Genomic DNA, 15,629 nt, shown 5'->3' on the forward strand with positions numbered 1-15,629 from the left:
TTCATCGTCCCCCGGCTTAGTAGTGAAGCGTACGTTTTATGGCTTCGTACGTCTTCGTTTCATCTGGCATATATTCTTTTTCGTGCGCCAAAGGATACGGCGTGTCTAAACCACACACTCTTGCAATAGGCGCTTCAAGGTATAAGAAACAACGTTCCTGAATGCTCGCTGCGATTTCACTCGCAAAGCCACCTGTTAGCGGTGCTTCGTGGTTTATCAATAAGCGACCTGTTTTCATTACAGATTGCATAACCGTTTCAACGTCCCACGGTAATATGCTGCGTAAATCGATAATTTCACACGACACACCATCTTCAAGAGCCATTTCTGCAGCTTTTTGCAGAATTTCTATTTGCGCACCCCACCCTAATAAGGTGATATCGCTACCTTCTTGAACAATATCTGCCTTACCTAATGGCAGTTCGTAATCTTCTTCAGGCACTTCCGATACAGAAGCACGGTAAAGACGTTTAGGCTCCATAAACAATACGGGGTTTTTATCGCGAATTGATGCAAGTAACAAACCTTTCGCCTGATATGGGTCACGAGGGATAACAATCTTTAACCCTGGGCAGTGAGCGAAGAATGCCTCTGGTGATTGACTGTGGTAGTGGCCGCCTGCGATACCGCCACCATAAGGTGTACGAATTGTTAGCGTACCAACATCGAACTGACCGCCTGAACGGTAGCGCCATTTAGCCGTCTCATTCACAATTTGATCGAATGCAGGGAAAATGTAATCACCAAATTGAATTTCAGCAATAGGTACAGAGCCTTGTGAGGCCAAGCCGTTCGCGAAGCCAATAATGCCTTGTTCAGTAAGCGGCGTGTTAAAGCAACGCGCCTTACCAAATTTTTCTTGAAGGTGACTGGTTGCACGGAACACGCCACCAAAATGGCCCACGTCTTCACCAAAGACCATTACTTTCTCATCTTCGGTCATGGCTGTGATGAGTGCATTATTAATTGCTTGAAGTAGATTCATCTTAGCCATTATTTTACTCTCCCTGCTGTTTTAGGGTACATCTTCGGGTACTTCTTAATATGCGCTTTCAATTCACTGAGTTGTTCTTTTAAGTGCCAAGGTGCTGTGTCGTATACATCTTCGACAATGTCTTCAATGGCACATACGTCAGTCTTTTCACAACTCTTCATTGCTGCTAAAACGTCTTGTCTTGCTTTATCGACGCGCTTTTGGTTCTCAGCCTCGTCAAACCAGCCTTTGCTTTCTAACCATTTCGCCATACGAGCGATAGGGTCTTTTGCACGCCACTTATCTTCTTCTTCGCGAGATCGATAACCTGTCGGGTCGTCTGATGTAGAGTGTGCCGCTAAGCGATAAGTCATGGCTTCAATAAGCACAGGACATTTTTCTTCAATGGCAATGCGACGGGCTTCTTTGGTAGCTGCATAAATAGCTAGCACATCGTTTCCGTCAACACGGATAGTTTTAATACCGTAACCTAAACCACGAGACGCAATGCCGTCACCCGCGAATTGCTCTTCTGCTGGTGTTGAAATGGCGTAGCCATTATTTCGGCAAAAGAAGATTACCGGGCAGTTTAGTACAGCGGCCATATTTAGCCCTGCGTGGAAGTCCCCTTCTGAGGCTGCACCTTCACCGAAGTAACAGATAGTAACCACATCTTTACCTGACATTTTTTGGCCATAGGCATATCCAGATGCTTGAGGGATCTGTGTGCCTAGTGGTGAAGATATCGTCATGAAGTTAAGTGGTTTGTCACCATAATGGATAGGCATTTGACGTCCTTTGTTTGGGTCGTCTTTATTGCTAAACATTTGGTTCATGAATTGTTCTGTGGTGTATCCGCGGTACGCTAATGCGCCTTGCTCACGGTACTGAGACATGATCATGTCGTCGTCTGATAGTGCTGCAGCACTTGCAACTGAAGCCGCTTCTTCACCTGTGCTTGCCAAGTAAAAACTAATACGACCTTGACGCTGTGCACCCACCATACGTTCATCCAATACTCGAATGTAATGCATGGTATTAAATATTTTTAATGCTTCTTCCTTGCTGAGGTCAGGCTCAACTGCTTTTTCAATGAGTTCACCTTCGGCAGAAAGGATTTGCAGCATTGGGATATCAACAACCCCTTTAGTAATAATTTTGACCTTATTTGTTGTTTTTACTTCGGCCAAATGATTTCTGTCTTTCACGTTTGATCCCCTTAAATATGAGGGTTAATAGCGACTTATAGAGATTACATTATGCTAGTTGAGAAAATGCAGGAGTGTCCTACTTATTCGTGGGCGTTTTTTTCGATGGGTGAAATAGCCATACTCAATTAGTCTAATTGAAAAGGATATTCGTCCTAAAAACGTAAAGTTCATGTAAAAAATATGAAAATCTCGTAGGACATTCATTTCTCCGACACCCATTTAAATATGGTTACTTTTATTTTAGACGGCAACGCTTCTTGTATGTATTCACAAGAAATTGCAAATAAAAAAAGAAGTTAGGTAGGCAATGCATATTTGTCTGTAAATGTAACAAAATGTGTAATTTGTGTATTGCAGAAACACTCGTTACAAAAGGAATAAAAGTGTGCTAGTAATAGATAGTCATAGCGATAAGTTGCATTTAAAAAAAGGCGAATGACCTTTAAAGCAAACAAAAAAATCGTTGGGCTCCAGGGAACTATTCACACGAGAATAATTATGAAAAAAACAATCCTAAGTACAGTTATTGCTACCGCATTAGCGGGCTCAGCTTTTGGTGCTTTAGCTATATCAAATCAACTATCTGGTTACGGCGTAGAGCAACAAAATGCCATTGAGGCGTCGTTCGACAAGAAGAATATTCTTGCAAATGCCATTCAAGCAAATAGCGATAGTGTACGTGTTATCGTCCAGCTAACTGATGTACCGATGGCGCAATTCAGCGCAGTAAACCCAAGTGTAAGCAGTATGGCTGCGCACAAAGGTAAAAAGGTTAACTTTGAGTCAAGCGCAGCAAAGGAATATAAGTCATTCCTTGAATCGCAACAGCAATCCGTCATTCAATCTATCAAGTCTTTCGACAAGTCATTTAAAGCTGATATGTCATATACGGCTGCGTTCAATGGCTTTGCGGGTATCGTTTCAAAAAGTGCTCTTGATCAGCTTTCAAGCCTGTCAACGGTGAAAGCAGTATATCCTGACGTCATTCATCACGCACAAATGGACGCAAGTTTGGACCTCATTGGCGCCGTAGAAACTTGGGAACAGCTGGGTGGTAAAGAAAATGCTGGTGCAGGTGTAAAGGTTGCTATCATCGATAGTGGTATTCGCCCTAAGAACCCACTATTTAGTGGTGAGAACTTTGAAGCGCCTCCTGCAGATACGCTACCAACTGACGACTACTGTTCAGAAGTACCGGATTTTTGTAACAACAAACTTATTGTTGCTCGTGCCGCTGATATCGTAGAAGGCTTCGCTGTTGTTGAGGAAGAATATGAAAGCCCGCTAGGCTTCAATGGACACGGTACGCACGTAGCCGGTACAGCTGTAGGTAACTACGGAGTAATGGCAGAGCGAGACGGTGCTGAAGCAGAGATTTCTGGTGTTGCTCCAGCCGCTTACCTAATGGTTTACAAGGGTTTGTATGCCACACCTGCTAACCCAGCGTCTTCTAGTGGTGCCTCTTCAATGCTTTTATCAATGCTTGAAGCCGCGCTTACAGACGGCGCCGACATTGTAAATAACTCGTGGGGCGGCGGTGCAGGTGGAAACCCTAACGGCTCAGTATATGAAGACGTACTTGAAGCCATGCACGATGCAGGCGTTGTTACCGTTTTTGCAGCGGGTAACGATGGTCCGGGTGCTGGCACTATTGGCTGTCCTGGTTGTTCAGAAGACGTAATAACGGTCGCAAATACAACAACGGGTCGTTTGTTCGCAAACGAGGTGACCGTTGAAGGCGATACCACTTTAGGTTCTATTCCGGCCCTTTACTCAGTGGGCAACCCTGACATTGTATTTGATAGCCCAATTACTGCACCTGTTGTTTATGCAGGCGAAGTAGATGCGGCAAACGTTGAAGGTTGTGATGCATTTGCTGCGGGCGCGTTTGATGGTGCAATTGCGCTTATCAGCCGTGGTACGTGTGGTTTCGTGACTAAAATTGAAAACGCAGAGGCAGCGGGAGCAACTGCTGTTCTTGTTCACAATGTCGATGGACGCGGTGAAGCGCCAATATTAATGGGCGGCCTGAGTGAAGCACAAACCATTCCTTCACTTATGCTTCCTGCGACATCAGGGCAAGAACTTGCAACTCTTGCAGTGGAAACAGACGAGTCGCTAAATGTGACCATTGGTAGCGGCATAGTAAGTGTTGTTTCAGATAGCCTCGCTGACATCATGAATGAAAGCAGCTCTCGTGGACCGAATGGCGATCCGTCATTCCTTAAGCCCAACATTGCCGCACCTGGTACACGTATTTTCTCTGGTGAATCTCCAGATGCTCCAGGACATGAAGGCGAATCTTTCTCGTTCAAAAATGGTACGTCTATGGCGTCACCACACGTAGCAGGCGCAGCGGCCCTACTTAAGCAAATGCACCCAGACTGGACTGCACAGCAAATTAAGAGTGCCCTTGTAACGTCTTCTATCCGAGACGTACTTAAAGAAGATGCTGCTACACAAGCAGATAACTTTGATATGGGTGCAGGTCGTTTAGATCTACCTCGTGCTACAACCGTTGAGCTCACATACAGTGATTTAAGCTTGGTAGATGGTAGCTGCTACTTGAACTGTGAAATGTCTATCACGGTTACTAATACAAGCGACGAAGATGTGACTGTTGATGCAACAGTTATGTTTAACGACTCTGCTATTGTAGCAACGGTTACACCACAAATGGCTACACTGCCAGCAGGTGCTTCAGCTGAAATTATGGTTGCGGTAGACGTTACAACAGCCTCTACTGGCTCATGGTCTTTCGGGGGCATCAACTGGGTAGATACAGACGATACAACGGCGGATTACTTTATTCCTGTTGCGGTTTACCCTGTAAGTAGCGACGAGCCTTCGTTATTTAACAGTGAAGTAAGCAGTCAAACTGCCGCAGAAGGTGAGCTTGTAGTTACTGAGGCATACGCGTCGAACACTGAAGTTACAGGCATGATTAGCATTACTGGTGAGGTTGATCACAAATATGCTATCAACCCTTCAACGATTTCAGCTGTCAAAAACGGAAATCAGGAGCCAGTTACATACGATGCAGATAGTAGAACAGTAGCTTGGGAAGGTGCATTGAATACGGCATCTTTTGCAATGGCTACAGACACTTCTATCAGCGATGTTTTAGCGGGTTTTGGTATATCAGGTTACCTTTCTATGCAAGATGTTGGAGGAACCTCGCCGCTAGAATGTTCGACGGAGTGTGACGATGCATCAATTGAGATTTCTTTACCTCGCCCTATCACTTATCTTGGTAGTGAATATACATCGATGCAAATATCATCGAATGGTTTTGTGTCGCTAGGTACCAGTTCAGGTAATATCACTTCTCGCGATCCAGATGTACTTCCTAGTCTGAATGAACCAAACAATGTAATAGCGCCTTATTGGACGGACCTTGATCTAGAAGGTGGTGCATCTGGTACTGGACGTATCTGGACTGCTAACCTTGAGGGTGCAACTGGTCACTTTGTTGTTGAGTGGGAGAATGCACAGATTTGGGATAACGTTGACTCGACCGTAAACTTCCAATTGTGGTTTGAGTATGAGACTGGAAATGTGAGTTTTGTCTATGGTCCAATGGATGCGCCAGTTCACGATACAGTCATTGGTGCTGAAAATATTTCGGGCAGCGTAGGAACCACATTAGGCTCTTATATGGACGAATTAGGCCAGGGAGTGATTCCCGTAGAAGGCGACGAGTATCTATTGACAACTAGTGCTGGTGATGAAGTGACTATTAGTTACGATGGAACTGTTATCCCTGCTAGTGAATACATGGATGATATGTTGTCTGTTGACGAAGATGCTTCAATTACAGCAAACATTCTTGCCAATGAGATGGATGACGTTATTCTAAACGAATTCACAATGGACTCTCTTTCAGGCAGCTTCCGTACTTTTGCGCCTATCATTATCGATAAAGCGCCGCTTGATCCATCGACTGTTGAAGTAACTACTGAGCCTGCAAACGGTACAGTTACAGTAAATGAAGATGGTACGGTGACCTACGCTCCAAATACTAACTTCTTCGGAGAAGATTCATTTACATATACCGTTCGTGTTGAAGGTACAATTGATGAAAACGAAGAGCCAGTTGAAGGTGAAATTGTTGGTGAAGGCACAGTAACGGTAGCGGTTGCAGGCGTACAAGATGCACCTGTCCTTTCAATCTCTGCGCCATCTAGCGTAGATGAAGGTGAGTCATTCACCGTAACTGCATCGGCCACTGACGCAGACGGTGACGACGTTACTATCACTATTGACGGTGTTGAGACAACGTCATTTACTGGAACTGCACCAAGCCACGAGCAAGCTAGTAGTGTAACCGTTCAAGTAACAGCAACCGACGGTATTGATACAACCACAGACAGCGTAACTATCGCAGTTAACGATAAGTCTGGTGGTTCTATGGGTTGGATTGCACTGCTTCTAGCACCAGCGGTATACCTACGTAGACGTATGAAACGTTCATAACGTTCTCTTCATAAGCAAAAAAGGCCGCAATCGCGGCCTTTTTTAATCGTCGTTAGAAAGTTGCCGTAAGTGCTGAGACATCCTTTTACTCGGTTGCACCCCTAGCTCACGAAATTTCTCAATTTGCCTTACGATATTCCCTCGCCCGCTAGTTAATTTATTCATAGCTTGCTCATAACTCGCGTGAGCACTATCCATAGACTTTCCTACCTTTTCCATGTCACCGACAAAGCCAACGAACTTGTCATAAAGCTTTGCTGCTTGTTCCGCAATAAGCTGTGCGTTTTGATTTTGGTACTCATACTGCCAAATGTTATTAATAGTACGCAGTGCAACCAGTAAATTAGTTGGGCTAACCAACATGATATTGTGATTAAGTGCCATTGTGACTAAGTCTGGTTCTTCTTCGACAGCAATCATAAATGCAGGCTCAATGGGAATGAAAAGTAACACATAATCCAGTGTCTTTATGCCTTTAAGCGTTTGGTAGTCCTTCGCGCCTAAGCCTTTGATATGCCCTTTTATAGAAGCCACATGTTGACTTAAAAATTGCGCTTTCTCAGCTTCATCATCACAGTTGTAATACCTTTCATAGGCCGCCAAACTTACTTTTGAATCTATGATCACATCTTTATCATTTGGCAAATGCACCACGACATCTGGTTGAAATCGCTTGCCGTGCTCTGATGTTGCTGACATTTGTGTTTCAAATTCATGACCCTCGCGTAAACCAGATTCTTTGAGTATCCGCTCAAGCACTACTTCGCCCCAGTTTCCTTGCTTTTTATTGTCACCTTTTAGTGCATTGGTCAGCGCTGCAGCTTCTTCCGTAATTTTCTGGTTGAGAGCCTTTAAACTTAGAATCTCTGTTTTAAGTGAGGCTCGCTCCTGCCCCTCACGTATGTGTTGTTCTGAGATTTGACGTTTAAAACCATCTAACTCGTTTTTGAATGGCGCCAAAACAGCTTCTATATTGTGTTTTGTTTGTTGCGTGTAACGCTGTTGCTTTTCTTCGAATATGCGATTTGCTAGATTTTCGAATTGCGTATGCAAACGTTGTTCAGATGCATTCATAGACGCAAGCTTATCTTCATGCGCAGCATGAAGCGCCTGAATTCTTGCTTGGTGCGCTTCGTTTTGTGCTTGAAGCTTGGCAATAGCAATACGCTCGCTATTCAAATCATTTTGTAGCTGCTCATTGATTTGCGAAAGCTGCGCTATCTTAGTGGCATTCGCCTGGCCTCGAATAAATGAATAAAGTGAAAAAGCACACACACTTACGAAGGCTATAAGAAAGGAAATGGGTTCGCTAGAAATAAGGTTAATTAACATAGTGCACGTTCATACTGTTATTTTGTACAGCACTATAAACAAAATCAGATAAATATACCAATTGGTATAAATTTAAAATGAAATTGGGGCAAAACGTCTAGCACGTAAACCTTTGCAAAAATGAAACTACACAAATGAAAACGGGTGCTATTGCACCCGTTTTTTATATTGTGATGAAAAACCTAATTAGCTTACTTAAGCAGAACGGCTCATCTTAAGTTTTGCCTTCCTCTCTATTTAGATAGCGAGGCATCAAGCTCTTCAATTTTTGCTTTCCAAATGGCCGGACCATTTTTGTGAGCATTGGCACCCGTGCTGTCTACTGCAACGGTTACTGGCATGTCTTCTACGTCGAACTCGTAAATTGCTTCCATACCTAAGTCCTCGAATGCTACGACACGAGATTTCTTAATGGCTTTAGATACAAGGTACGCTGCACCTCCAACTGCCATTAGATAAACCGCTTTGTGTTTAGCAATTGAATCAACGGTTGCTGGACCACGCTCTGCTTTTCCAATCATGCCAATAAGGCCTGTTTTCTCTAGCATCATGTCAGTGAACTTATCCATACGGGTAGCCGTTGTCGGGCCAGCCGGACCAACCACTTCGTCACCTACAGCGTCAACAGGACCAACGTAATAGATAAAGCGGTTAGTTAGGTCAACGCCCTCGGGTAAACCTTCACCATTTTCCATCATGGTTTGAATGCGCTTGTGAGCAGCATCACGACCGGTAAGCATCTTACCTGACAGCAGTACCGTTTCGCCTACTTTCCACTCTTGGATATCTTCTTTTGTTACTTCATCAAGGTTAACGCGGCGAGTGTTTTCGCTCACTTCCCAAGTTACTTCTGGCCAATCTTCTAATTTAGGTGGCGTAAGCTCCGCTGGACCCGAACCATCTAGATAAAAATGTGCGTGACGAGTCGCCGCACAGTTTGGGATCATTGCTACAGGTTTTGACGCAGCGTGAGTAGGTAGCGACTTAATCTTAACGTCAACAACAGTCGTTAAACCACCTAGGCCTTGTGCACCGATACCCAACTTATTTACGCGGTCAAAAATTTCTAAGCGAAGTTTTTCGTCGGTAGTTTGCGGGCCGCGCTCTATAAGCTCTTGGATGTCTACTGGGTCCATAAGGCTTTCTTTTGCAAGTACCGCTGCTTTTTCAGCCGTACCGCCAATACCTATTCCCAGCATTCCTGGAGGGCACCAGCCTGCCCCCATCGTCGGCAAAGTTTTTACTACCCAGTCAGCAATATCATCGCTTGGGTTAAGCATTACCATTTTAGACTTGTTTTCAGAACCGCCGCCTTTAGCCGCGATCATCACTTCGATCTTTTCACCCGCTACCATGTCGATATGCACAACAGATGGCGTATTGTCTTTGGTGTTTTTGCGCGCACCGGCAGGGTCAGCAACGATAGAGGCGCGAAGTGGATTGTCTGGATTAAGGTATGCACGACGCGTACCTTCATCAACCATTTCTTGAACGGTCATGTCAGTTTTATCCCACGTCACACCCATACCAACTTTAACAAAACAGGTTACGATCCCCGTGTCTTGACACAAAGGGCGTTTACCCTCTGCAGACATGCGTGAGTTGATAAGAATTTGCGCCATCGCGTCTTTCGCGGCTTGGCTCTTTTCCTTTTTATAGGCTTCTTCTACGGCTTTAACGTAATCGAGCGGGTGATAATAAGAAATAAATTGCAGGGCATCTTCAATGCTGTCAATGAAGTCTTGTTGACGGATAACGGTCATGACATCCTCTTTTTATTTGGCTTTCGTGGTCTTAGCTAGCTAAAAAAGCGTATACTAGCGCATCTAAAGACAACGCACCATGTAAAACCATGTGCTTGTGGCTAATTCCAGTCATTTTTAAAAACTATGCTGAAGGGATATCTGAAAAAGCAGCCTAATGTCATCGGTTATTAGCCCTTATTTGTTAACGCCAGTTAAAAATAGAAGGAAGTTTGTGCTTAATTCAAGCACTAAACGCCCACGATAAAAAGAAGTACAGAAAACACCTATGTCACACGCAGATACTATTCACGTTTATGTTTCCCGTTTCACTGCAGAGGAATTAGCCGATAAATTAGCGCTAAATTGTGACGAGAACACAGCCGTTTTCAATGCACTTTTTAAGCGAGTCTCTACACACCCATATTCCCTTTTACTAGATACTTCTGGTTCGTCTAAAAGTGAAGGTCGCTTCAATATTATGGCATTTTCGCCTTCCGCAGTTATCGAAGCAAAAGGTGATAAGGTTCAACTCATCGAACTAATCACTTCAAAGCACCAAGAATTAACATTGGCGCCCTTTGAAGCGGTGCAAGCACACTTACATGCGCGCGTTTCAAATGTGGAGATACATGCCAGTGTAAATACAGCGCACCTCCCTTTTATTATCGGTGTGGCTGGTATGGCAGGCTATGACACTGGGCGCTTTTATGAAACGATGCCAAGCATCGCCAAAGATGACTACGAAACCCCTGATTTTGCGGTTGGCCTTTATCTTCGTTCACTTATTGAAGATACAAAAACAGGTTACATCTATTATTGCTCCGTTGATAGTCAACCACTGACTCAGTTTTTTTCTTCGTTCAACGACGAAACACCTGAGCCAAATTTCAAGTTAACGTCGCGGTTCGAATCAAATTTGTCTAAAACGGAATATGAAGCTTGTTTGGATAAAATACACGCCTATTTGCGTGCCGGTGATTGCTACCAAGTAAATATGGCGCAACGTTTTAGCGCAGCGTTTGAAGGGAATATGTGGCAAGCATATTGTGAGCTACGCAATCAAAATCAAGCGCCATTTTCAGCTTTTTTATAACCTGCCCCAAGGCTGTATTGCTTCCATTTCACCAGAGCGCTTTCTACGCGTTAAAGATGGGGTTGTAGAAACAAAACCGATAAAGGGTACACGCCCGCGATTTGAAGACAAAGAAGAAGATGCCGCCAGTGCTCAGAGCTTGCTCTCAGCAGAAAAAGACCGTGCAGAAAATCTTATGATTGTAGATCTGCTGCGCAACGATATTTCAAAGCACTGCAAACCTCACTCGGTGAACGTACCCGCACTCTTTGCTCTTGAAAGTTATCAGGCTGTGCACCATTTAGTAAGTACGGTAACTGGTGAATTGAATGAGTCTTCTTCGCCTTTATCGCTTCTGGCATCAGCATTTCCTGGGGGGTCAATAACTGGAGCACCGAAAATCCGTGCGATGGAAGTTATCGATGAGCTAGAGCCACACCGCCGGAATATCTACTGTGGCAGCGTGTTCTATATGGGTTTTCGTGAAGACATGGATTCAAGTATTTGTATTAGAACCGTATTGGCAGAGAACCGTCGATTACATTGCTGGGCCGGTGGTGGTATTGTGCTAGATTCTGTTTCTAGCGAAGAATATCAAGAAACCCTAGATAAAGTGTCTAGAATACTGCCAGTACTTGAATCAATTAACCAATAGCACAGTATTTGTATGTAATGTGCTAGCACAAAGGTAAGCATATAGGTGTAAGCAAATATCTATGACAAAGAACGAATTTCTATCACAGTTTCACCACTTAAGGCAGCCTCACACCGAGCCAGATTTTCCGTTGCGAAAAACAGGACGCCCTGCGGCTGTACTTATCCCCCTGATAGATTATGGCAATTCGCTTCAATTACTGCTTACCGAACGAGCGCACCACCTCAAGCATCATCCAGGTCAAATCAGTTTTCCGGGCGGAGCGGTCGACAAAGCTGATAACTCTTTTTTTGACGCGGCACTTAGAGAAGCAGAAGAAGAAGTTGGTTTACCCGCTACTCACGTAGACGTAGTAGGAATGTTGCCTAGATACCGAACAATCAGCGGATATGAAATTGCGCCAGTTGTTGGGTTTGTAAATCCTGACTTTACACCGATTATTGACAAAAATGAGGTAGAAAGCGCTTTTGAAGTACCGCTCGCACATGTTTTAGACAGAAGAAATCATTTAGTTCACACGACGCATCGCGATAAAAAGGCATTTCCAATTTACTTTATCCCATGGAAAAACCGCATGATATGGGGCGCAACGGCGGCAATGCTACGCAATTTATCTCATCATATTCATCCTTAGCTTTTGTATTTGCTTAACCGCTCTTGCGTGTACTATAAATTAAACTTTACAGCGTATTAGCAAAACTAATCCCTTTATTAGCTTTTCTGTATTGTGGTTTTTCCGTGGTGGATGCATGATCTTACTATTACTTTGTTTTAATTTTGAAAGTTTATGATCAGTGTATTTGATATGTTCAGCGTGGGCATTGGCCCATCGAGTTCGCACACCGTAGGACCAATGAAAGCAGGCGCCGAGTTTGTCACCGAACTCGCTCAGGAAGCTGCGCTTTTTGATTCAGTGGATAGCGTGAAAGTTGAACTGTTTGGGTCATTAGGCCAAACCGGTATCGGCCACGGAACAGGAAAAGCTGTTATCCTCGGTTTACTAGGAGAACTTCCAGACGTTGTCGATGTGGACAGCATCGAGACTAAACTTGAAGAAATACGCAACACGGAAAAGCTTTGCCTTAATGGTCAGAAATTAGTGCGCTTTCCTAACAAAAACGCCATTGTTTTTCACCGCCGTAAAACGCTCCCCAAACATGCTAATGCCTTAACGTTTTATGCGTACGCGAAAGATGAGCTTGTAAAACAGCAAACTTATTACAGTATTGGCGGTGGCTTCATCATAAAAGACGAAGACTTCGATGCGACCAAAGCGCATGCGGCCAGCCTGCAAGCATCAGTACCCTTCCCTTTTAAAACGGCCGGTGACCTTCTTGCTCTGTGTAAAACTAACGGCTTAAGCATTAGTTCACTGATGCTACGTAACGAATCAACTTTCAGACCCAAGCACGAAGTAAAGCAACAGCTACACAACATTTGGTTAGTAATGAAAGCTTGTATTCAACGAGGTATCGAAAGCGAAGGTATTTTACCTGGCGGGCTTAAAGTAGTTCGCCGCGCACCTGGACTATACCGTCGACTTCAAACTGAACACACAAACGACCCTATGCAGACTATGGATTGGGTTAACTTGTTTGCTTTAGCTGTAAATGAAGAAAATGCAGCTGGCGGCCGTGTTGTAACTGCACCTACAAATGGTGCAGCGGGTATCATTCCGGCTGTTCTACAGTACGTAGATAAGTTTATTCGACCTGTTGATGAAGAAGTAGCAAGTCGATTCCTGCTTACCGCAGGCGCTATTGGTATTCTCTATAAAGAGAATGCGTCAATCTCAGGTGCTGAAGTAGGTTGCCAAGGAGAAGTAGGCGTCGCTTGTTCAATGGCTGCAGGCGCGTTAACTGAAATTATGGGGGGCACAGCTGCCTCGGTAGAGAACGCTGCGGAAATCGGTATGGAGCACAACCTCGGCCTTACTTGTGATCCTGTTGGTGGTCTGGTTCAGGTTCCGTGCATTGAGCGAAATGCCATGGGTGCAATCAAAGCCATTAATGCTTCTCGTCTTGCACTGCGCGGAACCGGTGAGCAAAAAGTATCGCTAGATAAGGTTATTAAAACCATGCGCGATACCGGTAATGATATGAAGACTAAATATAAAGAAACGGCGAGAGGTGGACTCGCGGTAAATATTATCGAATGTTAGCGCCTCGTGCTAACTAGACAATGTATGGAATGAAAAAAGGGGCAATTAGCCCCTTTTTAATGAACGTTTTCAACAAGCGCTACGTTTACTTTACTGGAAGCGTCACGCCTTTAAACATTTTTTCCACTTCTTCGTTATTTTTCAGCATCATAGCTTTCTCAACCTTGTCCTTGGTCAGATGAGGCGCAAAACGCTCAATGAAGTCGTACATATAACTTCTTAAGAACGACCCCTTCCTAAATCCAATTTTCGTCGTGCTGTAATCGAACAGGTGACTTGCATCTATCTTCACAAGATCATCATCTAATTCTTCGCTTACTGCCATCGACGCAATAACACCAATACCGACACCTAAGCGGACATAGGTTTTAATAACGTCGGCATCTGTTGCGGTAAAGACTATTTTAGGTGTTAGCCCTGCTCTTTCAAACGCTTGGTCTAATTCAGAGCGTCCGGTGAAACCGAAAACATAAGTAACCAACGGATATTTGGCAATGTCTGAAATATCGATAGTGCCCTTTTTCGACAACGGATGGTCTTTGTTTACTATTACACTGCGATTCCAGTGATAACAAGGAAGCATGACTAAATCGTTGTACAAGTGGAGAGCCTCGGTAGCGATAGCAAAATCGGCTTCGCCTTTGGCAGCCAGGTCGCTAATTTGAGACGGCGTGCCCTGATGCATGTGTAATGACACTTTAGGATACTTGCTCATGAAACCCTGAATAACATCAGGTAACGCATAACGGGCTTGCGTATGCGTAGTCGCAATATTAAGTTTACCTTGATCTGGAAGCGTGTGTTCCCTTGCTACCGCTTTAATACTCTCTACTTTGGCTAGTATTTCACGAGCTATATTGATTACATCATTACCGGCATCTGTTACGTGTGTTAAATGCTTACCGCTACGGCCAAAAATCTGAACACCTAGTTCATCTTCCAACATGCGAACTTGTTTGCTGATACCCGGCTGTGAGGTATATAAACTTTCTGCAGTTGCTGACACGTTCAAATTGTTATTGAGGACTTCTACGATATACCGTAGTTGCTGTAGCTTCATATTTTACACCGTTTAATGCGATAGACTGACACTGTACTCCCTCCGTTATAACCAAAACCACCTTTTTTTACTAGTTGCTATTACGAAATTGGCATTATAAAGTTGAAAATAATTGAATTTTTACATTTTCGAGTGGGATTTATTCGCCTTTGTCCGATTTCTTCTACATTATGGGTAGGTGATTAAAAAGCACGGCGTTAGATAGATAATGAGTAGCAGTAAACAAGTTACATCCACAATTGATTTTTCATCGGTGTTGGCAGCTGCTGTGCACGATATGAAAAATTCACTTTTTCTCCTTATTCAATCTATTGAAACACTCAGCGACGCCCTTTCTCCTCAAGACGAGAAAGCTAGAGAGCAGGTTGCGAGTGTTCATTATGAAGCATCCAGGCTCAACACCAATCTTGTTCAAGTACTCTCTTTGTACAGGGCTGAATTAGAAAGTTTACCCATTACCGTTGACGAAAGTTTCATCAAAGATTTGGTTGAAGATGTTGTTGGCTCTAATGCGTTATATGTATCTCAGAAAAATATTGATATAAGCATCGCTATCGAAGATGACCTTAGCTGGTACTTAGACAGTGAGTTAATTTATTTGTTATTAAACGATGTAATCATTAACGCAATGCGCTATGGAACATCCAAAATAATAGTAAGTGCCAAGGCAGACGAGAACGACTTCATGACTATTAAAATAGAGGATGATGGTCGTGGCTATCCCGAAGCGATGTTAACTAAAAGCCACGAAGAGCTCTGTGACTTTGAGTTAAGCCAAGGAAGAACGGGGTTGGGGTTATTTTTTGCGAAGTTAATTGCAAACGCGCATTCTCAAGGAGATAAACTGGGCTCAATCGCCCTTTCCAACGGCGGGAGTCTCGGTGGAAGTGTATTTGAAGTAAAATACCGTAAGATTGACCGATAACATTAAGTAATACAAAAGT

General features: G+C 43.8%; 9 protein-coding genes and 1 pseudogene. 5 read left to right on the top strand and 5 right to left on the bottom strand.

The genetic code is table 11. From position 1 onward, the window contains the following. Positions 1 to 16: 16 nt before the first annotated feature. Positions 17 to 994, bottom strand: a complete 978-nt coding sequence (locus KUL49_RS04055; RefSeq protein WP_014949532.1) for an alpha-ketoacid dehydrogenase subunit beta — start codon at positions 992 to 994, stop codon at positions 17 to 19. Continuing rightward, the gene (locus KUL49_RS04060) at positions 994 to 2,181 is read right to left on the bottom strand and encodes a thiamine pyrophosphate-dependent dehydrogenase E1 component subunit alpha (protein ID WP_131136383.1); all 1,188 of its coding nucleotides are present in this window, start codon (positions 2,179 to 2,181) and stop codon (positions 994 to 996) included. Before KUL49_RS04060 ends, KUL49_RS04055 begins: the two co-directional genes overlap by 1 nt. A gap of 501 nt (positions 2,182 to 2,682) precedes the next feature. On the opposite strand from KUL49_RS04060, the gene KUL49_RS21440 reads away from it, so the two are divergent. Next, on the top strand, positions 2,683 to 6,660 hold the full coding sequence (locus KUL49_RS21440) for a S8 family serine peptidase (protein ID WP_165477873.1): 3,978 nt from the start codon (positions 2,683 to 2,685) through the stop codon (positions 6,658 to 6,660). Between the two features lie 42 nt (positions 6,661 to 6,702). On the opposite strand, the gene rmuC is transcribed toward KUL49_RS21440, so the two are convergent. Both rmuC and KUL49_RS04075 read right to left on the bottom strand, forming a co-directional pair. Then, a complete protein-coding gene (gene rmuC / locus KUL49_RS04070; RefSeq protein WP_131136385.1) occupies positions 6,703 to 7,992 on the bottom strand; it encodes a DNA recombination protein RmuC in 1,290 nt (429 codons plus the stop codon). A gap of 233 nt (positions 7,993 to 8,225) precedes the next feature. Further along, positions 8,226 to 9,755, bottom strand: a complete 1,530-nt coding sequence (locus KUL49_RS04075; protein ID WP_014949528.1) for a fumarate hydratase — start codon at positions 9,753 to 9,755, stop codon at positions 8,226 to 8,228. A 268-nt stretch (positions 9,756 to 10,023) separates the two neighbouring features. Here KUL49_RS04075 and pabB point away from each other — a divergent pair. The 3 genes and pseudogenes from pabB to KUL49_RS04090 all read left to right on the top strand — a co-directional run bounded on the left by pabB (position 10,024) and on the right by KUL49_RS04090 (position 13,625). Beyond that, positions 10,024 to 11,464: pseudogene (pabB, locus tag KUL49_RS04080) on the top strand (aminodeoxychorismate synthase component I). Positions 11,465 to 11,525: 61 nt separating this feature from the next. Next, complete coding sequence (locus KUL49_RS04085; RefSeq protein ID WP_131136386.1) at positions 11,526 to 12,098, top strand: CoA pyrophosphatase; 573 nt, start codon at positions 11,526 to 11,528, stop codon at positions 12,096 to 12,098. 153 nt (positions 12,099 to 12,251) lie between these two features. Beyond that, positions 12,252 to 13,625: an L-serine ammonia-lyase gene (locus tag KUL49_RS04090; RefSeq protein ID WP_131136387.1), complete on the top strand. Its 1,374-nt coding sequence runs from the start codon at positions 12,252 to 12,254 to the stop codon at positions 13,623 to 13,625. Between the two features lie 85 nt (positions 13,626 to 13,710). On the opposite strand, the gene cysB is transcribed toward KUL49_RS04090, so the two are convergent. Beyond that, a complete protein-coding gene (cysB, locus tag KUL49_RS04095) occupies positions 13,711 to 14,685 on the bottom strand; it encodes an HTH-type transcriptional regulator CysB (RefSeq protein ID WP_014949524.1) in 975 nt (324 codons plus the stop codon). A gap of 208 nt (positions 14,686 to 14,893) precedes the next feature. Between cysB and KUL49_RS04100 the strand changes: the two genes are divergently transcribed. Next, positions 14,894 to 15,610, top strand: coding sequence for a sensor histidine kinase KdpD (locus KUL49_RS04100; protein ID WP_131136388.1), 717 nt, complete (start codon positions 14,894 to 14,896; stop codon positions 15,608 to 15,610). Positions 15,611 to 15,629: the final 19 nt, after the last annotated feature.

Origin of the sequence: Alteromonas sp. KUL17, assembly GCF_006538305.1 — a bacterium.
Lineage (GTDB): Bacteria > Pseudomonadota > Gammaproteobacteria > Enterobacterales > Alteromonadaceae > Alteromonas > Alteromonas macleodii.

Excerpts from the sequence above, each read along its gene's own strand:
- KUL49_RS21440 (WP_165477873.1), top strand. The coding sequence starts at position 2,683 with ATGAAAAAAACAATCCTAAGTACAGTTATTGCTACCGCATTAGCGGGC.
- KUL49_RS04075 (WP_014949528.1), bottom strand. The coding sequence starts at position 9,755 with ATGACCGTTATCCGTCAACAAGACTTCATTGACAGCATTGAAGATGCC.
- rmuC (WP_131136385.1), bottom strand. The coding sequence starts at position 7,992 with ATGTTAATTAACCTTATTTCTAGCGAACCCATTTCCTTTCTTATAGCC.
- cysB (WP_014949524.1), bottom strand. The coding sequence starts at position 14,685 with ATGAAGCTACAGCAACTACGGTATATCGTAGAAGTCCTCAATAACAAT.
- KUL49_RS04085 (WP_131136386.1), top strand. The coding sequence starts at position 11,526 with ATGACAAAGAACGAATTTCTATCACAGTTTCACCACTTAAGGCAGCCT.
- KUL49_RS04055 (WP_014949532.1), bottom strand. The coding sequence starts at position 994 with ATGGCTAAGATGAATCTACTTCAAGCAATTAATAATGCACTCATCACA.
- KUL49_RS04100 (WP_131136388.1), top strand. The coding sequence starts at position 14,894 with ATGAGTAGCAGTAAACAAGTTACATCCACAATTGATTTTTCATCGGTG.
- KUL49_RS04090 (WP_131136387.1), top strand. The coding sequence starts at position 12,252 with ATGATCAGTGTATTTGATATGTTCAGCGTGGGCATTGGCCCATCGAGT.